18 protein-coding genes are annotated in these 23,016 nt (G+C 58.3%); 16 read left to right on the top strand and 2 right to left on the bottom strand.

Translation table 11 applies throughout. The features are described from left to right. The first annotated feature begins 1 nt into the window (after position 1). From hisA to coaA, 4 genes are read left to right on the top strand one after another with little or no spacing between them, the layout of a single operon-like run. Complete coding sequence (gene hisA / locus AC27VJ_RS18350; protein ID WP_488685222.1) at positions 2-751, top strand: 1-(5-phosphoribosyl)-5-[(5-phosphoribosylamino)methylideneamino]imidazole-4-carboxamide isomerase; 750 nt, start codon at positions 2-4, stop codon at positions 749-751. After that, positions 748-1,524, top strand: a complete 777-nt coding sequence (gene hisF, locus AC27VJ_RS18345; RefSeq protein WP_488685221.1) for an imidazole glycerol phosphate synthase subunit HisF — start codon at positions 748-750, stop codon at positions 1,522-1,524. The genes hisA and hisF overlap by 4 nt, the downstream gene beginning before the upstream one ends. A 21-nt stretch (positions 1,525-1,545) precedes the next feature. After that, entirely contained in the window at positions 1,546-1,869 is a 324-nt protein-coding gene (locus AC27VJ_RS18340) for a phosphoribosyl-ATP diphosphatase (protein ID WP_488685220.1), read from the top strand. A 14-nt stretch (positions 1,870-1,883) separates the two neighbouring features. Beyond that, a complete protein-coding gene (coaA, locus tag AC27VJ_RS18335) occupies positions 1,884-2,867 on the top strand; it encodes a type I pantothenate kinase (protein ID WP_353579278.1) in 984 nt (327 codons plus the stop codon). A 36-nt stretch (positions 2,868-2,903) separates the two neighbouring features. Here coaA and arfB read toward each other — a convergent pair whose 3' ends face one another. Together arfB and AC27VJ_RS18325 are read right to left on the bottom strand one after the other, a co-directional pair. Then, positions 2,904-3,338 carry an alternative ribosome rescue aminoacyl-tRNA hydrolase ArfB gene (gene arfB / locus AC27VJ_RS18330; protein ID WP_113087350.1) on the bottom strand — a complete coding sequence of 145 codons (435 nt, stop codon included), beginning with the start codon at positions 3,336-3,338 and terminating at the stop codon, positions 2,904-2,906. A gap of 113 nt (positions 3,339-3,451) precedes the next feature. Continuing rightward, a complete protein-coding gene (locus AC27VJ_RS18325) occupies positions 3,452-5,062 on the bottom strand; it encodes a phosphoenolpyruvate carboxykinase (protein WP_488685219.1) in 1,611 nt (536 codons plus the stop codon). 339 nt (positions 5,063-5,401) lie between these two features. Between AC27VJ_RS18325 and chvI the strand changes: the two genes are divergently transcribed. The 12 genes from chvI to trxA all read left to right on the top strand — a co-directional run bounded on the left by chvI (position 5,402) and on the right by trxA (position 22,950). After that, a complete protein-coding gene (gene chvI / locus AC27VJ_RS18320; RefSeq protein ID WP_103587306.1) occupies positions 5,402-6,127 on the top strand; it encodes a two-component system response regulator ChvI in 726 nt (241 codons plus the stop codon). 53 nt (positions 6,128-6,180) lie between these two features. Next, the gene (locus AC27VJ_RS18315; protein ID WP_353579264.1) at positions 6,181-7,974 is read left to right on the top strand and encodes a stimulus-sensing domain-containing protein; all 1,794 of its coding nucleotides are present in this window, start codon (positions 6,181-6,183) and stop codon (positions 7,972-7,974) included. Continuing rightward, positions 7,964-8,428 carry an HPr kinase/phosphorylase gene (locus AC27VJ_RS18310; RefSeq protein WP_488685218.1) on the top strand — a complete coding sequence of 155 codons (465 nt, stop codon included), beginning with the start codon at positions 7,964-7,966 and terminating at the stop codon, positions 8,426-8,428. Before AC27VJ_RS18315 ends, AC27VJ_RS18310 begins: the two co-directional genes overlap by 11 nt. Before the next feature lie 124 nt (positions 8,429-8,552). Next, a complete protein-coding gene (locus AC27VJ_RS18305) occupies positions 8,553-8,954 on the top strand; it encodes a PTS sugar transporter subunit IIA (RefSeq protein WP_062589283.1) in 402 nt (133 codons plus the stop codon). Between the two features lie 15 nt (positions 8,955-8,969). Further along, positions 8,970-9,245, top strand: coding sequence for an HPr family phosphocarrier protein (locus tag AC27VJ_RS18300; RefSeq protein ID WP_113087354.1), 276 nt, complete (start codon positions 8,970-8,972; stop codon positions 9,243-9,245). Between the two features lie 128 nt (positions 9,246-9,373). After that, positions 9,374-10,774 carry an adenosylhomocysteinase gene (gene ahcY / locus AC27VJ_RS18295; RefSeq protein ID WP_488685217.1) on the top strand — a complete coding sequence of 467 codons (1,401 nt, stop codon included), beginning with the start codon at positions 9,374-9,376 and terminating at the stop codon, positions 10,772-10,774. Between the two features lie 203 nt (positions 10,775-10,977). Continuing rightward, positions 10,978-13,563 (top strand): sensor histidine kinase, encoded by a 2,586-nt coding sequence (locus AC27VJ_RS18290; protein ID WP_488685216.1) that lies wholly within the window; start codon positions 10,978-10,980, stop codon positions 13,561-13,563. Further along, positions 13,560-15,074, top strand: a complete 1,515-nt coding sequence (tsaE, locus tag AC27VJ_RS18285) for a tRNA (adenosine(37)-N6)-threonylcarbamoyltransferase complex ATPase subunit type 1 TsaE (protein WP_488685215.1) — start codon at positions 13,560-13,562, stop codon at positions 15,072-15,074. Before AC27VJ_RS18290 ends, tsaE begins: the two co-directional genes overlap by 4 nt. Before the next feature lie 10 nt (positions 15,075-15,084). Continuing rightward, a complete protein-coding gene (locus AC27VJ_RS18280) occupies positions 15,085-15,804 on the top strand; it encodes a nucleotidyltransferase family protein (RefSeq protein WP_488685214.1) in 720 nt (239 codons plus the stop codon). 25 nt (positions 15,805-15,829) lie between these two features. Then, positions 15,830-19,006, top strand: a complete 3,177-nt coding sequence (gene addB / locus AC27VJ_RS18275; RefSeq protein ID WP_488685213.1) for a double-strand break repair protein AddB — start codon at positions 15,830-15,832, stop codon at positions 19,004-19,006. Beyond that, positions 18,996-22,553, top strand: coding sequence for a double-strand break repair helicase AddA (addA, locus tag AC27VJ_RS18270; RefSeq protein WP_488685212.1), 3,558 nt, complete (start codon positions 18,996-18,998; stop codon positions 22,551-22,553). The genes addB and addA overlap by 11 nt, the downstream gene beginning before the upstream one ends. Before the next feature lie 76 nt (positions 22,554-22,629). Then, the gene (gene trxA, locus AC27VJ_RS18265) at positions 22,630-22,950 is read left to right on the top strand and encodes a thioredoxin (protein WP_062453095.1); all 321 of its coding nucleotides are present in this window, start codon (positions 22,630-22,632) and stop codon (positions 22,948-22,950) included. The last annotated feature ends 66 nt before the right edge of the window (positions 22,951-23,016 follow it).

Raw genomic sequence — 23,016 nt, 5'->3', positions numbered from 1 at the left:
CATGATCCTATTTCCCGCAATCGACCTCAAAGATGGCCAGTGCGTTCGCCTCAAACTTGGCGATATGGAGCAGGCCACCGTCTACAACGAAGACCCCGGCGCTCAGGCCAAAGCCTTTGAAGATCAGGGCTTTGAATGGCTGCATGTGGTGGACCTTAACGGTGCCTTCGCAGGCCAGACCGTGAATGGCGATGCTGTTGACGCTATTCTGAAGTCGACTAAGAACCCGGTCCAGCTGGGCGGTGGTATCCGCACACTCGACCATATCGAGGCATGGCTGAGCCGTGGTCTTGCCCGTGTCATTCTGGGCACCGTTGCCGTGCGCGATCCGGTTCTCGTAATTGAAGCCTGCAAGCGCTTTCCCGGACAGGTCGCCGTCGGCATCGACGCCAAGGGCGGCAAGGTGGCAGTGGAAGGCTGGGCGGAAGCGTCCGAGCTTGGCGTGATCGAGCTTGCCAAGCGTTTCGAAGGTGCCGGCGTTGCCGCCATCATCTACACCGATATCGACCGCGATGGCATTTTAGCCGGAATCAACTGGGCATCGACGCTGGAGCTGGCAAATGCCGTCTCCATCCCCGTCATCGCCTCAGGCGGCCTCGCCTCCATCGATGACATCAAGCGCATGCTGGAGCCGGATGCGGCCAAACTTGAAGGTGCGATTTCCGGTCGAGCGCTTTATGATGGCCGCATCGACCCGGTCGAGGCACTGGCGCTGATCAAAGCCGCTCAAAACGGAGAGGCACGCGCATGACACTGAAAGCCCGCATTATTCCCTGTCTCGATGTCAAAGACGGCCGTGTCGTCAAGGGCGTCAATTTCGTCGATCTGATCGATGCCGGTGATCCGGTGGAAGCCGCCAAGGCCTATGACGCAGCCGGTGCCGATGAGCTTTGCTTCCTCGATATTACTGCCTCATCCGACAATCGCGATACGATTTTCGACGTGGTGTCCCGCACCGCCGATCACTGCTTCATGCCGGTAACGGTGGGTGGTGGCGTTCGCGCCGTTTCCGATATTCGCAAGCTGCTCCTATGTGGTGCAGACAAGGTGTCGATCAATTCCGCTGCGGTGAAAGACCCGGATTTCGTGGCGCAGGCGGCGGATAAATTCGGCAACCAGTGCATCGTCGTTTCCATCGATGCCAAGAAGGTGTCAGCCGCAGGTGAGACGGATCGCTGGGAAATCTTTACCCATGGCGGTCGCCAGCCGACCGGCATCGACGCCGTTGACTTCGCCATCAAGATGGTGGAGCGCGGTGCGGGCGAGTTGCTCATCACCTCAATGGATCGTGACGGCACCAAGAGCGGTTATGACATCGCACTGACCCGCACGATTGCAGATCAGGTTCGCGTGCCTGTCATCGCCTCCGGCGGTGTCGGTACGCTGGATGATCTGGTCGCGGGCGTGAAGGATGGCCATGCGACGGCTGTGCTTGCCGCATCCATTTTCCATTTCGGCACCTATTCCATTGGTGAAGCCAAGGCCTATATGGCCGATCACGGCATTGCCATGCGCCTCGATTGATCTCGCTTAAGGTATTGAGAGATGAGTGATTTTTCCCTTTCCGATCTGGAGCGCATCGTGGCGGAACGCGCAGGCGCCTCGCCGGACCAATCCTGGACGGCGAAGCTTGTTGCCGCAGGTCAATCTCGCGCCGCCAAGAAGCTTGGCGAGGAAGCGGTGGAAACCGTGATTGCCGCGATTTCCAACGATCGCAGGAACCTCACCGATGAGGCAGCCGATCTGCTTTACCACTTGCTGGTGGTGCTGAAGATCGCCGATATTCCTTTGGCGGATGTCTACGCGGAACTTGAGCGCCGCACCGGCCAATCCGGCCTCCAGGAAAAGGAATCGAGGCCCAATACATGACGACCGTGGCACGCATGGGAGGACAAGGCATGCCAAACACGCTCGATCATTTCCGCCCCGACGAATATTCGCCCTATCACTTCTTCAGCTCGGAAGAGTGGTCAAAGTTCCGCGCTGATACGCCGATGACGCTGGCTGGCGACGAGGTCAAACGCCTGCGCTCGCTCGATGACCCCATCGATCTGGATGAAGTCCGGCGCATTTATCTGTCGCTGTCGCGCCTTCTTTCCACCCATGTCGAGGCGTCGCAGTTGCTGTTTCAGCAGCGCAACCAGTTCCTCAACATGGCGGATGTCAACAAGACGCCTTTCGTGATCGGTATTGCGGGATCGGTTGCAGTCGGCAAATCGACCACTGCCCGTATTCTGAAAGAGCTTCTGGCTCGCTGGCCATCCAGCCCCAAGGTCGATCTCATCACGACCGATGGTTTCCTCTATCCCAACGAGGTTCTGCGTCGGGAAAACATGATGGACCGCAAGGGCTTTCCGGAAAGCTACGATATCGGCTCGCTGCTGCGCTTTCTCTCGGCCATCAAGGCGGCCCAGCCGGATGTGAAGGCACCGCGTTATTCGCATCTGACCTATGACGTGGTGCCCAATGAGTTCACCACCATAGACAGACCCGATATTCTGATTTTCGAAGGCATCAACGTGCTGCAATCGCGCGATTTGCCAGCGGGTGGTCGGATCGTGCCTATGGTGTCGGATTTCTTCGACTTTTCGATCTATATCGATGCCGACGAAAGCCTGATCCACAACTGGTACGTCAACCGCTTCATGAATTTGCGGCAGACAGCGTTTCGCGATCCGTCTTCCTATTTCAATCGCTATGCCACGATTTCGGAAGAAGCAGCGCTGGCGATTGCCGAAGGCCTCTGGCAAAACATCAATCTCAAAAACCTGCAGCAGAACATTCTGCCATCGCGTCCGCGCGCGGACCTGATTTTGCGCAAGGGGCAGAACCATTTGATCGATACGGTGGCGCTGAGAAAGCTCTAAAGTCTCAATCAGCGAAACAGCCCTCTGCTGAAACCCTCAGTCTTTCTCGGGTTTTCCGCGCATTTTCTTGATATCCGAGCGCCCAGACTTTTCCTTCAGCCGCCGCTCAACTGAGCCCTTGGTAGGCTTGGTGGCCCTGCGCACCGGCGGGGGCGGTTCTGCGGCTTTGAGCACGAGCTCCTTCAGCCGTTCCCGCGCATCTTCGCGGTTACGCTCTTGCGTACGAAACCGGTTGGCCTCGATCATCAACACGCCGTCTTTTGAGACCCGCCTTCCGCCTAGGCGAATGAGGTTGGTTTTGACGCGTTCCGAAAGTGACGGGGAATTTGCAGCATCGAAGAACAGCTGAACGGCGGTCGAGACTTTGTTGACATTCTGCCCGCCCGGACCACCAGCCAGCACGAATTGCTCCGTCAGTTCCCATCCGGCAATCGTTATTCTGTTGCTGATATAAAGTGCTGCACTGGCCATGTTCTTTCTCCGGCAGCGGTGATGCCACAGATCATGGCGAATGGAAACCGCAGGGACCAAACGAAAAACCCGGCACGAGGCCGGGTTTCACGTGAATCCAAAATCTGGATCTTTTATTCGGCGGCAATCAGCAAGCCGGGGGCTGCGTCGCGGACCTTGCTGTCCACATGGTCTTCGAACTTGGTGAAGTTCGTGACGAACATGGAGACAAGCTTCTTGGCCTGTGCGTCATAAGCGGCACCGTCTGCCCAGGTTGAGCGCGGATCGAGAATGCCGCTGTCTATGCCTTCGAGCGATGTCGGTACGGCGAAGCCGAAATTCGCATCGGTGCGGAACTGGGCATTCTTTAGCTCGCCGGTCAGGGCTGCACTCAGGAGAGCGCGGGTTGCCTTGATGGGCATACGCTTACCGGTACCGTAGGCACCGCCGGTCCAGCCGGTGTTGACCAGCCAGCAATCAACGCCATGCTTGCCGATCAGATCACGCAGCAGGTTACCGTATTCTGCCGGATGGCGCGGCATGAAAGGTGCGCCGAAGCAGGTGGAGAAGGTTGCTTCCGGCTCCGTCACGCCCTTTTCCGTGCCAGCCACCTTGGCCGTATAACCGGACAGGAAGTGGTACATAGCCTGTTCCGGCGTCAACCGGGCAATGGGAGGCAGGACGCCGAAGGCATCCGCCGTCAGCATGATGATCGTCTTGGGGTGACCGGCAAGGCCGGTGTCCGATGCATTCGGAATGAAGTGCAGCGGATAGGCGCTACGGGTATTTTCCGTCAGCGATGTATCGTTGAAATCCGGAACGCGGTTTTCATCGAGAACGACGTTTTCAAGAACCGTGCCGAAGCGGCGGGTCGCGGCATAGATTTCAGGCTCGGCTTCCGCCGAAAGCTTGATGGCCTTGGCGTAGCAGCCGCCTTCGAAGTTGAAGATGCCGTCTTCGCCCCAGCCATGCTCGTCATCGCCGATCAGTGTGCGCGAAGGATCGGCAGAGAGCGTCGTCTTGCCGGTGCCCGATAGGCCGAAGAAAACGGCAGCGTCACCCTCCGCGCCGACATTGGCGGAGCAGTGCATGGGCATGACGCCCTTTGCTGGCAGAAGATAGTTGAGAACGGTGAAGACCGACTTCTTGTTTTCACCAGCGTAAGACGTGCCGCCGATCAGAACCAGGCCCTTGGTCAGGTCGCAGGCAATGACGGTTTCGGTGCGAACGCCGTGACGGGCCGGATCGGCCTTGAAGCTTGGCAGGTTGATAATGGTCAGCTTCTGCTTGAAGGTATCAAGCTTTTCGCGAGCCGGCCGGATCAAGAGGTTGCGAATGAACAGGCCGTGCCATGCAAGCTCGGTCACGACGCGGGTTGGAAGCGCATTGTCTTCATCCGCACCACCGATCAAATCCTGCACATAGAGCGTCTTGCCTGCGGCGTGCGCGAGCATGTCCTTATGGAGGATGTCGAAATGCTCTGGCGACAGCGGCTTGTTGTTGTCCCACCAGATATTGTCTTCGGTGGAAGCATCGCGAACGACGAATTTATCCTTGGGCGAACGGCCGGTATGCTGACCCGTGACGGCACGCAAAGCGCCATCGGCGGTAACGTCGGCTTCGCCATTGCGGATCGCATGTTCGTACAGTTCGCTCTCTATGAGATTGTAATGAACCGCAGAAACGCCAGCCAGACCAAGTGCCGACACTCCATTTTCAGGATTATGTACTCCAGGTTCCTTCATGGGCGCATTCCTTTTTCTTAAGACAAAGCCATTGAAATTTTCACGGAAATTAATCCGTGCTTTCCAAAAAGACAAGTGAGTTATTTTAAATAATTCAATAATTTCAATATATTAATCGATTTAAAAGATTTTATTTCATTTTAAATCGGTTTAGTCGGCGATTGAAACCGATAATATCCGCTTGCGCAAAATTTCGTGCCATGGACTGCCCGTAACCATGCGTATTTCCGTTTGCCACAATTTGTTCCACCTTTATACTCATGAGAAAGGCTCACGGCGCGCAACCTTGGCTGGGGTGGATGTCGGGAGTATTGATGAATGACGATGGAGACCAATATTATGCAGACGATTGCGCTTGTGGATGACGACCGAAATATTTTGACTTCGGTCTCGATCGCGCTGGAAGCAGAAGGTTATAAGGTCGAAACGTACACGGATGGGGCGTCTGCTCTGGATGGGCTCGTTGCACGCCCACCACAGCTGGCTATCTTCGATATAAAGATGCCGCGCATGGACGGCATGGAGCTGCTGCGCCGGCTGCGCCAGAAATCGGATTTGCCGGTTATTTTCCTCACCTCGAAGGACGAGGAAATCGATGAGCTGTTCGGCCTGAAAATGGGTGCCGACGACTTCATTACCAAGCCCTTCTCGCAGCGCCTGCTTGTCGAGCGCGTCAAGGCCATTCTGCGCCGCGCCAGCAGCCGCGATGCCGCCGTACCCGGCGCAAGCCCGCTGAAGCCGACGGCGGATCAGCAGGCCCGCACGCTGGAACGCGGTCAGCTTGCCATGGATCAGGAGCGTCACACCTGCACCTGGAAGGGTGAGCCGGTAACGTTGACGGTCACGGAATTCCTCATTCTTCATTCGCTGGCACAGCGTCCAGGCGTCGTTAAAAGCCGTGATGCGCTGATGGATGCGGCCTATGACGAGCAGGTCTATGTCGATGACCGCACCATCGACAGCCACATCAAGCGTCTTCGCAAGAAGTTCAAACTGGTCGATAACGACTTCGATATGATTGAAACGCTCTACGGTGTAGGATATCGCTTCCGCGAAGCAGCCTGAGACGAGGCGCAGACACGATGACGCCGCAACAATAGCGGCGCTGAGGAACGACGTTGCTGAATAAAGCGCAGGAAAGCGTATCGGATCATACCGATGCCGACGACCGTGAAAGCGGTCGGCGGTATCGTATTCATCCGTTGACGATTGTCCGGCGCATTTTCGGCAATGCCGTCTTCTCCAGCCTGACCCGGCGTATTCTGTTCTTCAACGTCGCGGCCACGGTGGTTCTCGTCGGCGGTATTCTCTACCTCAACCAATTTCGTGAAGGGCTGATCGATGCCCGCGTCGAAAGCCTGCTGACACAGGGCGAGATCATTGCCGGCGCCGTCTCCGCCTCTGCCTCGGTCGATACCAATTCCATTACCATCAATCCTGAAAAGCTGCTGGAATTGCAGGCGGGCCAGAGCATCACGCCGGTTCCCAATGACGAAGACCTGAGCTTCCCGATCAACCCGGAGCGCGTGGCGCCTGTTCTGCGGCGGCTGATTTCGCCGACCCGCACGCGCGCCCGCCTGTTCGATGCGGATGCCAATCTGCTGCTCGATTCGCGCCACCTTTATTCGCGCGGTCAAGTGCTACGTTACGACCTGCCGCCGGTGACGCCGGAAACCCAGACATGGGGCGACTGGTTCGCCAGTGTCTTCAACCGCATGCTGCAGCCCAGCAGCCTGCCGCTCTACAAGGAAACGCCCGGCGGCGACGGCTCCATCTATCCGGAAGTGATGAATGCCCTGACCGGCGTTCGCGGTGCCGTGGTGCGCGTGACGGAAAAGGGTGAGCTGATCGTATCGGTCGCCGTGCCGGTGCAGCGTTTCCGCGCCGTTCTCGGCGTTCTGCTCCTGTCCACGCAAGCAGGTGATATCGACAAGATCGTGCATGCCGAACGTCTCGCCATCATGCGCGTCTTCGGCATCGCCACGCTCGTCAATATCGTGCTGTCGCTTCTCTTATCCTCCACCATCGCTACGCCGCTCAGACGCCTTTCGGCTGCTGCCATCCGCGTGCGGCGCGGGGCAAAGGCACGCGAGGAAATTCCTGACTTTTCCGCCCGTCAGGATGAAATCGGCAATTTGTCCATCGCCTTGCGTGAAATGACCAATGCGCTTTACGACCGGATCGATGCCATTGAAAGCTTTGCGGCCGATGTCAGCCATGAGCTTAAAAACCCGCTGACCTCGCTGCGCAGCGCTGTGGAAACCCTGCCGCGCGCCAAAACCGAGGAATCGAAGCAACGTCTGACGGAAATCATCTTCCACGATGTGCGCCGTCTCGACCGCCTCATCAGCGACATCTCGGATGCCTCGCGGCTGGATGCGGAACTGGCGCGTGTGGATGCCTCCCCGGTCGATCTCGAAGTGCTGCTCAGCAACCTGGTCGAAATTTCCCGACAGATCAGCGCCAAGAAGAAGAGCGTCACGATCGACTACGCCGTCGATCACAAGCCCGGCACCAAGGTCAGCTATATCGTCAATGGCCATGATCTGCGGATCGGCCAAATCGTTACCAACCTCATCGAGAATGCACGTTCTTTCGTCTCGCAGGATGGCGGGCGGATTTTCGTGCATCTGCTACGCCAGAAAGACCGCTGCATCGTACGTGTCGAGGACAATGGTCCCGGCATTCAGGCCGAAGACATCGACCGCATCTTCGAACGGTTCTATACGGACCGCCCGGCCAGCGAAGGCTTTGGCCAGAACTCCGGTCTTGGCCTGTCCATCAGCCGCCAGATTGCCGAAGCCCATGGCGGCAGCCTGAGAGCAGAAAACATCATCGACAAATATGGCGTCATCTCCGGTGCACGCTTCAGCCTGTCGCTTCCTGCCGCTGCAACCAGCCATGAGCGCTGAGCCCACCAATTATCACGGCACCGCTATCGTGATCGGCCAGACGGGCCTGCTGTTCGTCGGACCATCCGGCAGCGGCAAAAGCGAACTCGCCTTCAGTTTCATGACGGAAGCAGAACGTTGCGGCTTAGAAACGGCGCTCGTCGCGGACGATCAGGTGTTTCTGAAATGCCGCGATGGCGTGGTGATCGCACAGCGACCGCAGTCGATTGCCGGTCTGCTGGAACTGCGCGGCAGCGGTATCATCTCGATGAAAAGCGTCGCATCGGCACCGATGCATTACGCCATCACCACCGTTCTTTCGGCAGAAACACCTCGCCTGCCGCCTGAAAACGAGACGCTGGAACTACCGGGTGAAGGACGTTTGCCGTTGCTGCGCATTCCTCGCGACAGCATTATGCCCTATGGAAAATTTGCTGCACTTGCTCAGAATCTTTTCATAACCAAGGGAATGTGAACGGATATGCAGCAATTTGGGGCTTGCGCTTCGTATTTTCCTCATCAAGATGTGCCCCCACCGATGGACATGATTGCGGCATTGCGATAGTCGGCAATCAGGTGCGTGTGCAAGGGAGCATTTCATGATCGGACTAGTGCTTGTCACCCATGGCAAGCTGGCCGAGGAGTTTCGTCACGCTGTAGAGCATGTGGTCGGCCCTCAGAAATTGATCGAGACAGTCTGTATTGGTCCCGAAGACGACATGGATCAACGTCGGCAGGATATTCTCGATGCCGTGACCCGCGCCAATGACGGCAATGGCGTCATCATCCTGACCGACATGTTCGGGGGAACGCCGTCCAATCTGGCCATCTCCGTCATGAACAGCGGCAGCGTCGAAGTCATTGCAGGCGTCAATCTGCCCATGCTGATCAAGCTTGCAGGTATTCGCATGGAAGATAACATGGAGAAGGCCTTGCAGGAGGCCTCGGATGCTGGCAGAAAATATATCAACGTCGCCAGCCGCGTTCTCAGCGGCAAATAAAAAGAAGACCAACCGATGTCGCCTTTGTCGCGGGAATTGCTGATCGTCAACAAGCGCGGCCTTCACGCCCGGGCCTCTGCGAAATTCGTGCAGATGGTCGATGGCTTCGACGCGGCGATTACCGTTTCCAAAGATGGCATGACGGTGGGTGGCACATCCATCATGGGTTTGATGATGCTGGCGGCCAGTCCAGGCTGCACCGTACTTGTCGAAGCGTCCGGCAATCAGGCCGCAGAAGCGCTTGCTGCGCTGGAAGCGCTGGTTGCAGATCGCTTCGGTGAAGAAGTCTGATAACCAAATCATATAAAGACATAAAGACTTCTTTATATCCTTATTGCCAGAATGTCTCTGGCCTGCTAAACCGCAGCCTATTCTTTCAGGCAGTGGCTGGCCCCTGCCATCTTTGAGCAGGAGACATTATGAGCGCTGAAAAAGACTACATCGTCGCCGACATCACCCTTGCAGATTACGGTCGCAAGGAACTGGATATCGCTGAAACCGAAATGCCGGGCCTGATGTCCTGCCGTGCCGAATTCGGCCAGAGCAAGCCTTTGAAGGGCGCCCGTATCTCCGGTTCGCTGCACATGACCATCCAGACGGCTGTTCTCATCGAGACGCTGAAGGAACTGGGCGCCGACATTCGCTGGGCATCCTGCAATATTTTCTCCACGCAGGATCACGCCGCTGCTGCTATCGCTGCAACTGGCATTCCGGTTTTCGCCGTCAAGGGTGAAAGCCTGACCGAATACTGGGAATACACCGACAAGATCTTCCAGTGGGCCGATGGCGGCGTTTCCAACATGATCCTCGACGATGGCGGCGATGCCACCATGTACATCCTGCTCGGCGCACGCGCTGAAGCTGGTGAGGACGTTCTGTCCAACCCAGGTTCGGAAGAAGAAGAAATCCTCGTCGCCCAGATCAAGAAGCGCCTTGCTGCTTCGCCGGGCTGGTTCACCAAGCAGCGCGATGCGATCAAGGGTGTTACCGAAGAAACCACGACAGGCGTTCACCGCCTTTATGACCTGTCCAAGAAGGGCCTTCTCCCCTTCCCGGCCATCAACGTCAACGACAGCGTCACCAAGTCGAAGTTCGACAACAAGTATGGCTGCAAGGAATCGCTGGTTGACGGCATTCGCCGCGCAACCGACGTCATGATGGCTGGCAAGGTTGCCGTCGTCTGCGGTTACGGCGATGTCGGCAAGGGTTCTGCTGCCTCGCTGCAGGGCGCTGGCGCCCGCGTGAAGGTCACTGAAATCGACCCGATCTGCGCGCTTCAGGCTGCTATGGATGGTTTCGAAGTCGTTCGTCTGGAAGACGTCGTTGCTTCCGCCGACATCTTCATCACCACGACCGGCAACAAGGACGTCATCCGCATTGAGCATATGCGCGAGATGAAGGATATGGCGATCGTTGGTAACATCGGCCACTTCGACAACGAAATTCAGGTTGCTGCACTCAAGAACCTGAAGTGGACCAACATCAAGCCGCAGGTCGATATGATCGAGTTCGCCAAGGGCAACCGTATGATCCTTCTGTCGGAAGGTCGTCTGCTCAACCTCGGCAACGCCACGGGCCACCCATCCTTTGTGATGTCTGCGTCCTTCACCAACCAGGTTCTCGGCCAGATCGAGCTCTACACCAAGCAGGGCGAGTACAAGAACGACGTTTACGTTCTGCCAAAGCACCTGGATGAGAAGGTTGCGCGCCTGCATCTGGAGAAGCTGGGCGTGAAGCTGACAGAACTTTCTGACGTTCAGGCAGATTATATCGGCGTCTCGAAGACCGGTCCGTTCAAGGCTGAACACTACAGATATTGATTTTATAGTTAATATCCACACCTAAAGCACTAGATATGGAAATCACGGACTTGACAAAGTCCGTGATTTCTTTTTGAGCCCCTACCTTTCCGGGGGTTTCCGAAGGCGGTATTGTCTCAAGACTTGATTCGTGCGCGGGCATGGCGTGCGGAAATGGGATGTCTTGTCGAAGATGCGGCACATAGGACGGAGACAGACCGGGGATGACGGTAGAAAATTCAAGCTCGCAAAAGCGAGTTCATAACGACATTGAGCCGGGCAGCTGGGATGCGCCCGCGCCAAGGCGCTTGCAGGTTTCGTTGGCAGGCGCTGTCAGCTTTGTACGAAATAAGACTGCGGCCTTTTCCGCCCTGATGGCAGGAACCGTCTTAAGCGGTTTTGCTTCCGTGGCGCAGGCACAGCAGACCACTGTTCTGGAAACTGGAGAACGCCTGTTCTCGTCTTCAGAAACCATCACCTATTCGCTGTTTATCGGCATCGTTTCGGCAACCTTGTTTTCCATCGTCTGGCTTGTGCGCCAGCGCGGCAACATCGAGGCTGAGACCAACGAATATCGCACGGCTCTGTCCGAAGCCAATGCCAAGATTTCCAAATATGAGGCGCTGATTTCCGACAAGTCGCGCCGGATCGTGATCTGGGAAAGCGCTGGCGAGCGCCCCGAATTCATCGGCCAACTGCCGCCTGAAACCGGCGTACCGCATGCGGATCAGGATTTTCTGGCTTTCGGCCGCTGGCTTCGCCCGACATCGGCTGGCCCGCTGGAAAAGGCCATTGAGAAACTGCGCAGCCACGCACAGAGCTTCGATCTGACCATCGAAACCCAACGCGGCGAAGTCATTGAAGTCCAAGGCCGGGTTTCCGGCGGAAAAGCCTTTACCCGTTTCGTGGCCCTCAACAATCTGCGCGCCGAGCTGGCCGAGTTGAAGGTGGAACGCGAGCGTCTGGTCTCTTCGATCTCGACATTTCAGGACCTGCTCGATTCCATCGAGCAGCCTGTCTGGCGCCGCAATTCCGATGGCGCGCTGACATGGGTCAACCATGCCTATGCCCAGGGTGTCGATGCCCGCAATCCGGAACAGGCGATCAGCGATCAGCGCGAATTGCTCAACACCGTGACACGGCAGAAAATCCGGGCAAGCGCGACGCCCGAATCGCCCTATCACGACCGTATCTCCACCGTGGTTTCCGGCAACCGCACCTTCTTCGATGTCGTCGATATCAAGACGCCGGGCGGCTCCGCAGGTATCGCCATCGATGCGACGGAAGCCGAAACGGTGCGCGAAGAGTTGAAGCGCACGCTGAAAAGCCATGCAGAGACCCTGGATCATCTGGCGACGCCGGTTGCGATCTTCGACGGTCGGCAGCGGCTGCAATTCTACAATCAGGCTTTCGTCAGCCTCTGGGGCCTTGATCTGGTTTTGCTGGAATCCAAACCTGACAATTCAGAACTGCTGGACCGCCTGCGTTCCCTCGGCAAACTGCCGGAACAATTGAGCTGGAAAAGCTGGAAAGAAACCGCCCTTTCCGTCTACCGCTCGCTCGATACGAAGACCGACCTCTGGCACCTGCCCAACGGACAGACCTTGCGTGTCATCGCCACTGCACATCCGCAGGGCGGCGCGACATGGGTGTTCGAGAACCTGACCGAGCAGGTCGATCTGCAAATGCGTTACAATACGCTGGTCAAGGTTCAGGGTGAAACCATCGACCATCTGGCCGAAGGTGTTGCCGTGTTTGGAGCAGATGGACGCATCCGCCTGTCGAACCCTGCTTTCCGTGCGCTATGGGCGATTACTGCCGAGGAAGCGGAAGCTGGCAAGCACATCCGCTCCATCGAGCAGGCCTGTGCGCAATCCTACGAGAAACCGGATGGATGGCGAGCTTTCAGCCAGTTCATCACCAGCTTCGATGACGAGCGGCTGTCCAAACAGGGTACGCTCGAGCTACTTTCCGGCCTCGTGCTGGATTATGCGATTATTCCTTTGCCGGATTCCCAGACCATGCTGACCTTCGTCAATATGACGGACAGCGTGCGGGCCGAGCGAGCATTGAAAGAAAAGAACGAAGCGCTGCGCAAGGCGGATGAGCTGAAGAACGATTTCGTCCAGCACGTTTCCTACGAACTTCGCTCACCGCTGACCAACATCATCGGCTTTACTGATCTCTTGAAGACACCGGGCATGGGCGATCTCAGCGACCGTCAGGCGGAATATCTCGATCATATCTCAACCTCGTCTTCGGTCCTGCTGACCATCGTCAACGATATTCTCGATCTGGCGACCGTCGATGCGGGCATCATGCATCTTAACTACACGGAAAATGATCTCAACGAGTTGCTGGACGATGTGTCCATTCAGATCACAGATCGCTTGCAGGAAAGCAGCGTGTCGCTGGAAATCGTTGCGCCCGCGCATCTGGGTGCCATCGTTGCCGACCACCAGCGTCTGAAGCAAATCCTCATCAAGCTGTTGACCAACGCGGCCAATTTCGCGCCGGAAGGATCGGCCATCACCCTCACCTGCCAGCGCAGCGAAGGCGATTTCGTCTTCTCGGTGGCGGATAAGGGGCCCGGCATTCCGGAAGACATGCTGAAAACCGTGTTCGACCGCTTCTCCACGCATGGCAATGGCGGACGTCGCACTGGTGCTGGCCTTGGCCTTTCCATCGTCGAAAGCTTCGTCAGCCTGCACAGCGGCAATGTCACCATCGACAGCCGCCCAGGTGAAGGCACCATTGTCAGCTGCCGCATTCCATCCGGTTCGCATCCGCATTCCATCGCCGCCGAATGAACCAGAGCCACCTGCCTCTTTCCATCTTTCTCGCCGATGAAGCCGAGACCATCCGGCTCGGCGAGGAACTGGCACTGACTGTCAAGCCCGGCGATTGTATTGCGTTGATCGGCGATCTCGGGGCCGGGAAATCGACGCTGGCCCGCGCGCTGATCCGCGCCATTGCCGATGAGGACGAACTCGAAGTCCCAAGCCCGACCTTCACCATCGTCCAGTCCTATGCCCTGCGCTTTCCCGTCGCCCATCTCGATCTCTACCGGCTGTCGGATGTGTCCGAGCTGGACGAGCTTGGCATAGATGAGATGCTCTCCGACGGCGTCTGCCTGATCGAATGGCCAGAGATGGCAGCCAGCGAATTGCCCAAGGACAGCACGATCACGCTGCGTCTCACCCATCAGGACGAGGGACGCGTGGCAACCATCGACGCGCCGCCAAAGCAGCGAGCGCGGCTGGAACGCGTACTCGCCATCCGCGACTTCCTTGATGAAAACGGCAAGAAGAATGCCTCGCGGCGATACTTCAGCGGTGATGCCGCTTATCGCACCTATGAGCTGGTGCACGACGCCGACGGCCAGTCGCTGCTGATGGACTGGCAGCCGCCACCCAGAGGCCCCGTCATCAAGGACGGCAAGACCTATGCCGAAATCGTGCACCTTGCGCGCGAGGTGAAACCTTTCGTCGCGATCCAAAGGTCTCTGGTAGAGAAAGGTTTTACCGTTCCCCAAATTCTGGCGCAGGATTTGGACCGCGGCATTTTGCTTCTGGAAGATATCGGTCGCGATGGCGTTTTTGATGAGGATGGCGCGCCGATCGAGGAGCGCTATCTGGAAAGCGTCGCTTGCCTTGCCGCCCTGCACGAGGTCCCTACCCCCAGCGACATCACGCTGGCTGACGGCGCGACCTATGAGATATCGCCCTTCGACGCGGATGCGATGAAGATCGAAACCTCGCTGCTGCTCGACTGGTATCTGCCACATGTCAGGGGCGAAGAGATTAGCGAGACCGAAAAGCAGAGCTTCTTTGTTGCCTGGGATCAGCTGATCGAAAAGCTGGATGATGCCGAGCAAGGCCTTTTGCTGCGCGATTTCCATTCGCCCAACATCATCTGGCAGCCGGATAAATCCGGTATTCAGAGAGTTGGCATCATCGACTTTCAGGATGCGATGTTGGGGCCGACGGCCTATGATCTCGCCTCGGTCATTCAGGATGCACGCGTCACCATTCCACCAGAGCTGCAAGCACGGTTGATGGCGCGTTATCTCGATCTCAGGCGCAAAAATCCTGCCTTCGATGAAAAGGCCTTCCTAAAAGCCTTTGCCATCATGGCCGCCCAGCGCAATTGCAAGCTTGTCGGCATCTGGGTTCGGCTGATGAAGCGCGATGGCAAGCCGCATTATATGAAGCATATGCCGCGCACATTCTCTTATCTGCGCTCAGCACTCGAGCATCCTGACCTTGGCCCCCTGCGTGATTGGTTTGAAAGCGCGGGCGTCGATCTCCACCAACAGTGAAGTGTTTCCAATGACGATCACACAAGCCATGGTGCTGGCAGCGGGTCTTGGCACGAGAATGCGGCCGATTACCGACACGATCCCCAAGCCGCTGGTGAAGATCGCCGGACGCCCGATGATCGATTACGTTCTGGATGTGCTGGTCGCGGCGGGCGTGAAAACCATCGCCGTCAATGTCCACCACCACGCCGACCAGATGGTCGCGCATCTTGCCGCGCGCAAGGATGCCGAAATTCTGATCTCGGACGAGCGCGAGCAGCTGATGAATTCCGGCGGCGGTCTGGCCAAGGGCTTGAAGCTGCTGGAACCCGGCCCGGTTCTTGTGATGAATGCGGACCTGTTCTGGATCGGCGAAACACCTGGTGAAACCACCAATCTGGAAAAGCTCGCGCGTGTCTTCGATGCTAAGAAAATGGATATGGCGCTGCTCTGTGTCGATATGGACCGCACGACGGGACATAATGGCAAGAAGGATTTCAACCTTGCCGATGATGGTACGCTAACGCGCTACAATGAAGGCGAGCCGCGCCCGGTGGTCTACGCTGGTGCCATTGCCATGGATAGCCGGCTTCTGGCTGATGCGGCTGCGGATGCCTTCAATCTCAACATCTATTTCGACCGTGCCATTGCCCGAAACAGGCTTTTTGGCCTGTCACTTTCAGGTCAATGGATTACCGTGGGCACGCCGGATGCTATAGAAGATGCGGAACGAACCATCGCAACGCTCTAAAGCAACCGACAAGTGAGATGACCCATTGGCGCATGCCAAGCGTATTCTAACCATTGCTCCCGGCACGCCGTTTCTCAAAACGGTTGCGGAAAGTCTGTGCGATGGCAGACTGACAGCTAGCTTCCGCTATGATGCAGCCGATCCGCTGTCACTGGCCAAGGTCACCATCTATGTTCCGACCCGCCGTTCGGCCCGCGTGCTGCGGTCCGAATTCGTGGATTTGCTGGGCGGGCAATCGGCCATCCTGCCTGTCATCCGTCCCCTGGGCGAAACCGATGACGATAGTGGCTTTTTCGATGTCGAAACGCCGGCAACCATTGATCTCGCACCCCCCATTTCCAGCACGGCAAGACTGGTTGAGCTGGCGCGTCTGATCCTTGCCTGGCGCAACAGCCTGCCGGATGCGATCCGCGCCGTGCATTCGGATTCGCCGCTCGTCGCCCCCGCAAGCCCGGCGGATGCCATCTGGCTGGCGCGGTCGCTCGGCGAAGTCATCGATGCCATGGACACGGAAGATCGGGATTGGGATGCGCTCTCCAAGCTCGACAGCGCTGACCATGCGCAATGGTGGCAGCTGACCGCCGACTTCCTGAAGATTGCCAGCGTCTTCTGGCCCGCACGGCTGGAAGAACTCAACAAATCTTCTGCCGGGCGGCACCGCAATGCGATTTTGCGGGCAGAAGCCGAGCGTCTCATCAAGATCGGATCGGATGATCCGATCATCGTCGCAGGCTCTACCGGCTCCATTCCCGCCGCTGCGGACCTGATTGCATCGGTCGCCTCTCTGCCACAGGGCACCGTCGTTTTGCCCGGCCTTGATGTCGAAATGCCCGAGGATCAGTGGCAGTCGATCAATGAAAGCCCGAACGATCCGTCCAGCCGCACTCACTCGCAATATGGCCTCTACATTCTGCTGCAAAAGCTGGGCGTCTTGCGCAATGATGTCGAGCAGATCGGGACACTGGACGCTGACCTGAAAAACCGCGCCGCGATCTTCTCCACCGCGCTTGCCCCAGCCAAAGCCACCAGCGAATGGAACGAGTGGCGGGCTGAAAAAAGCGACTCGTTTTTCGATAAGGCCTTTGCATCGGCTTCCATCATAGAAGCAGCTAATGAGCGCGAAGAGGCGACGGCTATTGCCATCGCCCTTCGCCTGGCACTTGAAAAGCCCGGCACAGGTGCACAGTCTCAGGCAGCGCTCATCACCCCGGATCGCGGTCTTGCGCGCCGCGTGGCGACGGAACTCGCCCGTTTCGGCATAGAGGCCGATGATTCTGCCGGTACACCCCTGTCTGCCACCCCGCAGGCGGGGCTGTTGATGCTTGCACTGGAAGCGATCCTGCGGCCCGGTGATCCGGTTGCGGTCATGTCCCTGCTGAAACATCCGCTGTCGCGCTTCGGTCTTGGCGAAACACATGTCGGCCAGGCCGTCGCCGGTTTGGAGCTTCTGGCGCTGCGCGGTGGCCGAACCGAAACGACGCTTGATACGCTGGAAGCTCTGCTTCAGCAGCAGCTTGCCCTCCACATGGATGACCGGCATCCGCCGCAATGGCGAAAATCGCTTCCCGAAGGCAGCGACGCGGCAGCAGCCGATCTGGTAGCCCGTATCAAGTCGGCTATCGAGCCGTTGGATGCGGCTTTCATCCGCAAAGACCCGGTCAACGGACGCCTGACCGCGCGCCTCACCCTGGCGGATTGGGCGGAGCGGACGGGCCGCGTCATCGAGGCCATCTGCCTTGATGAGCGTGGTGATCTTGCCAGCCTCTGGTCGGGTGAAGCGGGCGAGAAACTGTCCGGGCTTCTGGCCGAGTTGATGGATTGCGGCAGCGTGCTGGAAGCAGATGGTCCGCAATGGATCGATATCATGGCGGCCTTGGTGGCTGGCGAATCGATCAAACCCCGCGCCATGCGCCATCCGCGCGTCTTTATTTTCGGTGCATTGGAAGCGCGTTTGCAAAGCGGCGATACCGTCATCATCGGCGGGTTGAACGAGGGCATATGGCCGGGTCAGACGGCCAACAATCCGTTTTTGTCGCGCAACATGAAAACCGCCATCGGGCTGGAGCCGCCGGAACGGCGCATCGGCCAGCTGGCGCATGATTTCGAGATGGCGAATGGCACACGGCACATTTTCTACACCCGCGCCCTTCGTCAGGGCTCGACCCCGGCGGTCGCCTCGCGCTGGCTGCAACGGCTCTTGGCACTGGGTGGGGAAGCTTTTGCCGAGACACTGAAGGAACGTGGCACCGCTTATCGCCATTGGGCTACCATGCTGGATGAGGGCGAAAGCCAGCAATCCGCCAAGCGCCCCGCCCCGACACCGCCAGCCGAGCTACAGCCGAAATCCTATTCCTTCAGCGAAGTGGGTAGGCTGCGGCGCGATCCCTATTCCATCTATGCGCGGCGCATCCTGAAACTCGATCCGCTGGATGAATTCAATCGCGACCCCGGCGCTGCTGACCGTGGCACGCTCTACCACCGCATCATGGAAACCTACTCCCGCGAAGGCCATGTGCCAGGCACGCCCGCTGCCGAGGGGGCCATGTTTCGTGTGCTGCATGCCTGTTTCGATGCGGAAAATCTGCCGCCGCATATCGATGTCGTCTGGCGGCCCCGTTTCGAGGCGGTGGCCCGCGAATTCCTCCTCTGGGAAAAAGACCGCCGTGCACTGGTCAAGCGCAGCCACATCGAGGCACGGGCTGGACAGGAAATTCCGGAAGCGGGCATTCGCCTGACCGGCGTTGCCGACAAGATCGACATCAAGACATCAGGCAAAGCCGATATCATCGACTACAAGACAGGGCTTTCCCCGTCCGTCAAACAGGCGCGTTCGCTGCTCGATCCGCAATTGGCGCTGGAAGCCGCGGCCCTGATGCGCGGCGCGTTTCGCGATACCGGCTCTCCGGTGCCGGAGGATCTGATATATGTGCGTCTGCGGCCCGGCGAGCGCTTCGGCACGGATACGATCAATAATGAACATGCCAAGGCAACAGCCAAAACCGCGCCGAAATCGGCCGTCGAACTGGCGACCGATTCCATCGACCAGCTTGCCAAATTCGTGATTTCGCTGCGCGAAGGCAAGAACGGCTTCGTTTCGCGGCTGATCCCCGAGGAGCAGCAAGCTTATGGCGGAGAATATGACCACCTTGCCCGCGTGTCCGAATGGTCGACGGCAGAACCGGGAGATGGCGATGCTGAGTGAGATCATAGACCATGGCCCTGAGCAGGATGATCCTAAAAGCTGGATCGACTGGACAAGCGCGCAGCAGACCCGCGCCTCGGACCCCGCCAGTTCGGCATGGGTGTCGGCCAATGCCGGTTCCGGTAAGACCCATGTTCTGACGCAGCGGGTAATCCGCCTGCTTCTGGCCGGATGCCGCCCGTCTGCCATTCTGTGTCTGACCTATACGAAGGCAGCTGCCTCGGAAATGTCGAGCCGTGTGTTCGACAGGCTGGCAGACTGGGCCACGCTTTCCAACGCAGACTTGAGCGATCGTATCGAGGCCATCGAAGGCCGCGTTCCTGATCTCATCAAGCTGAAGGAAGCGCGGCGGCTGTTTGCCAAAGCGCTGGAAACGCCCGGTGGCCTGAAAATTCAGACCATCCACGCCTTTTGCGAGGCGCTGTTGCACCAGTTTCCGCTGGAAGCCAATGTCGCCGGGCATTTTTCAGTACTGGATGACCGTGCGGCCAGCACTCTTCTGGCAGAAGCACGCCGCACGCTGTTGACCGCCGTCTCGATGGAGGACGACAAGCCATTGGCGCAGGCGCTTGCCTATGTTCTCGATATCGCTGACGAGACCGGGCTGGAAGCCCTGCTCAGCGCCATCGTTGCCAACCGCAATGCAATCAGGGGCTTTCTCGAACAGGCAAGCCAGAGCGGCGGTATTGATGCTGCCCTTCGCGCCAAGGCAGGTATCGGCCCGCAGGAAACCGAAGAGACGGCAGCGGCGGCCTATTGGCCGCTCCCCGGTCTTTCCGGCCTGTCGATGGACACCTATCTCACCTTGGCGGATGAAATCGGCGGCTCGCGCGTTATCGATGTCGCTTACGCACTTCGCGAAGCCGCGCGCGCCACGGATGTCTTCAAGCGTGTCGAGTTCATCGAGGCCGCACTTCTAACATCGCAAGGTGCACCGAAGTCCGACGCTTACGTCACCAACAAGGCCATGCAGACATCCGCCCCTGCCCTGCTGGATGATCTGACCGCCGCCCGCGCCCATGTCGTGGCCTGCCGAGATCGCTACCGCACCATCCGCATGCTGGAAGCGACCAGACATGCGCTGACGCTTGCGGAGCGGTTGATCGGCGACTTCGAGGATTTGAAGAAGCAGCGCAGCCAGCTGGATTTCGAGGATCTGATCGAACGCGCCGCCACCCTCCTCAACCGCGATACCGCAGGCGCCTGGGTTCACTACAAGCTGGATCAGGGCATCGACCACATTCTGGTGGATGAGGCGCAGGATACGAGCCCGGTGCAATGGTCCATCATCCAGTCACTGGCCGCCGATTTCTTCCATGGTGAAACCGCCCGCGAGGGTCGGCGCACGGTCTTTGCCGTGGGCGACGAGAAGCAGTCGATCTATTCGTTTCAGGGCGCACGACCGGAACGGTTTTCGCAGGAAAGCCGGGAAACCCAGCAGCGCGTCAAAGCCGTGGACCAAATATTCCACTCCGTGCGCCTGCCTCTTTCGTTCCGGTCCACGGCAGATGTTCTGGCCGCCGTCGATCAGGTCTTTTCCCTGCCCGAACATGCGGAAGGCCTGAGCGCCGAGAAGGAACCCGTCGAACACCGCTCCAACCGCCATGGGCAGGCGGGCACGGTGGAACTCTGGGGTATGATTGCCGCCGAGCCAGTGGACAATGACGAGGATTGGACGGCCCCCTTCGATGCGCTGCGCGAAAGCGCACCGCCCGCCATCGTCGCACGCCGCATCGCCGCGCGTATCGCGCAGATGATTGGCAAGGAAACCGTGGTCGAAAAAGGCGTGGAGCGCACCATCGAGGCGGGTGATATTCTCGTGCTGGTTCGAAAACGCCACGCCTTCGTCAATGCGCTGACCCGCGAGCTGAAGCAGCGCAAGAATATTCCCGTCGCCGGTGCCGACCGTCTGCGTCTGACGGACCATATTGCCATTCAGGATTTGCTGGCGCTTGGCCGTTTCGTGCTGTTGCCGGAAGACGATCTTTCGCTCTCGGCACTGCTAAAAAGTCCGCTCTTCAACCACTCGGAAGAAGACATTTTCGAAGTGGCCGCAAAACGCCCGCCGGATACCAGCGTCTGGCATCATGTGCAGGCGATCTCCGCGCATCCGGAAGGACGCCAATTCGCCGCCTCGGTCTCGCAGCTGCTGCACTTCATCACGCTGTCGAAAACCCAGACGATCCATGATTTCTTTGCCGCCGTTTTAACCCTGCATGAAGGCCGTGCCAAATTTCTGGGTCGGCTGGGCAATGAGGCCAGCGACGTTCTAGACGAATTCCTGTCCTTTGCGCTTGATCATGAAAAGACCGGCCTGCCCGGCCTGCAATCCTTCATTTCGGTCATGGAAACCGACGCGCCGGAGATCAAGCGCGAGCAGGACAAAGAACGCGGCGAAGTCCGTATCATGACGGTGCATGCCTCCAAGGGTCTGGAAGCGCCGGTCGTCTTTCTCGTGGATGGCGGCTCCAAGGCCTTCATTCACAGCCACTTGCCGAAGCTGCGCTTCATCGAAAGCCAGAATACCTCGCTACCAATTTGGCTGCCAGGCAAGGGCTTCGACAACACGCTGGTATCGAAAGACGAAGACCGCCTCAAGCTTTCTGCCGAGCAGGAATATCGCCGCCTTCTCTACGTCGCGATGACGCGCGCTGCCGATCATCTGATCGTCTGCGGCTATCGCGGTCCCCGGGAGAACCCGGATTGCTGGCACGCCATGATTGCCCGCTCGCTCGCCGCAGATGAGAGCCGCAGCAGACGCCAGACATTTTCCGCCGGTGGCGAGGAGTGGGACGGTCTGTTGTGGCAGTCCACCCAGCGCGACACCAAAGCCATCACCAAGACCGAACCGCCGCCGCCTGTAGTGCGGGACGTCTTGCCACCATCGCTGATGCAGCCTCTGCCGCCGCCACCGGCCCTGCCCCGTCCGCTCAGCCCATCCGGTGCCGGAACCATTATCGATGACGGTTCTGAGGACTTGCTGGTCACCTCCCCGCTGTTTGCCAAACAGGAGGTATCGTCTGGCCTTGTCCTGCAACGCGGTCGGCTTGTCCACCGTATGCTTCAGACCCTGCCGGATTATCCGCCGGATCAGCGCGAAGATGCGGCGCGTCGCTATGCGGAGCGTGCTGCTCGGTTCTGGCCGGACAAGGAGCGCGAAAAGCTAATCCGCTCAACACTCGCTGTGCTTTCAGAACCCGCGCTGCAGCCTGCCTTTTCCGCCAATAGCCGTGCGGAAATCTCCATCATGGGCACGTTGCGGTTGGGCACGAGGGAGTATGCCGTATCAGGCCGCATCGACCGGCTTGCGGTGGAGGGTGACCGCGTCATTCTGGTGGATTACAAGACCAACCGCGTGCCGCCGGCGAGCGACGCCGAGATCCCCCATGCGCACAAGGCGCAGCTTGCGATCTACAAAAGCATTCTGGCACCGCTCTACCCCGGCAAGAGCTTTACCTGCGCTCTGGTCTATACGGAAAACGCATCCTTCGTGACCTTGAGTGAGGAAGCCTTGTCGCGTGCACTTGCTGCAATCGAGACAAAGTGAGATACCGGACATTGAAATTGCCGGACATCGGCATCACATTCTAATCAACCAAGAGACACCGAAAGGAGAGCCATCTATGGCTACCGTGAAAGTCGATACGTCCAACTTCCAGTCCGAAGTTCTTGATTCCGCCGAACCCGTCGTTGTTGATTTCTGGGCTGAATGGTGCGGCCCGTGCAAGATGATTGCCCCGAGCCTCGAAGAAATTTCCACCGAACTCGCTGGCAAGGTGAAGGTCGTTAAGCTCAACATCGATGAAAACCCAGAACTGGCAGCCCAGTTCGGCGTTCGCTCGATCCCGACGCTTGCCATGTTCAAAGGCGGTGAAGTGGCAGACATCAAGGTCGGCGCAGCGCCAAAGACCGCGCTTTCGGCCTGGATTTCCAGCGCTGCTTGATTGAGCGCTTATAGAGAATGAGAAAAGCCTCGGAGCGATCCGAGGCTTTTTTATTTGCCAGTCATT

The sequence above is a fragment of the Agrobacterium sp. 20P9.1.2 genome, from assembly GCF_057799395.1.
The sequence above is the reverse complement of the archived record's forward strand: the minus strand, read 5'-3'. Positions and strand labels throughout refer to the sequence as shown.

Coding starts and splice junctions, on each gene's coding strand:
- AC27VJ_RS18340 (WP_488685220.1), top strand. CDS start 1,546: ATGAGTGATTTTTCCCTTTCCGATCTGGAGCGCATCGTGGCGGAACGC.
- hisF (WP_488685221.1), top strand. CDS start 748: ATGACACTGAAAGCCCGCATTATTCCCTGTCTCGATGTCAAAGACGGC.
- AC27VJ_RS18280 (WP_488685214.1), top strand. CDS start 15,085: ATGACGATCACACAAGCCATGGTGCTGGCAGCGGGTCTTGGCACGAGA.
- tsaE (WP_488685215.1), top strand. CDS start 13,560: ATGAACCAGAGCCACCTGCCTCTTTCCATCTTTCTCGCCGATGAAGCC.
- AC27VJ_RS18290 (WP_488685216.1), top strand. CDS start 10,978: ATGACGGTAGAAAATTCAAGCTCGCAAAAGCGAGTTCATAACGACATT.
- coaA (WP_353579278.1), top strand. CDS start 1,884: ATGGGAGGACAAGGCATGCCAAACACGCTCGATCATTTCCGCCCCGAC.
- AC27VJ_RS18310 (WP_488685218.1), top strand. CDS start 7,964: ATGAGCGCTGAGCCCACCAATTATCACGGCACCGCTATCGTGATCGGC.
- AC27VJ_RS18300 (WP_113087354.1), top strand. CDS start 8,970: ATGTCGCCTTTGTCGCGGGAATTGCTGATCGTCAACAAGCGCGGCCTT.
- chvI (WP_103587306.1), top strand. CDS start 5,402: ATGCAGACGATTGCGCTTGTGGATGACGACCGAAATATTTTGACTTCG.
- addA (WP_488685212.1), top strand. CDS start 18,996: ATGCTGAGTGAGATCATAGACCATGGCCCTGAGCAGGATGATCCTAAA.
- ahcY (WP_488685217.1), top strand. CDS start 9,374: ATGAGCGCTGAAAAAGACTACATCGTCGCCGACATCACCCTTGCAGAT.
- arfB (WP_113087350.1), bottom strand. CDS start 3,338: ATGGCCAGTGCAGCACTTTATATCAGCAACAGAATAACGATTGCCGGA.
- hisA (WP_488685222.1), top strand. CDS start 2: ATGATCCTATTTCCCGCAATCGACCTCAAAGATGGCCAGTGCGTTCGC.
- AC27VJ_RS18325 (WP_488685219.1), bottom strand. CDS start 5,062: ATGAAGGAACCTGGAGTACATAATCCTGAAAATGGAGTGTCGGCACTT.
- AC27VJ_RS18305 (WP_062589283.1), top strand. CDS start 8,553: ATGATCGGACTAGTGCTTGTCACCCATGGCAAGCTGGCCGAGGAGTTT.
- trxA (WP_062453095.1), top strand. CDS start 22,630: ATGGCTACCGTGAAAGTCGATACGTCCAACTTCCAGTCCGAAGTTCTT.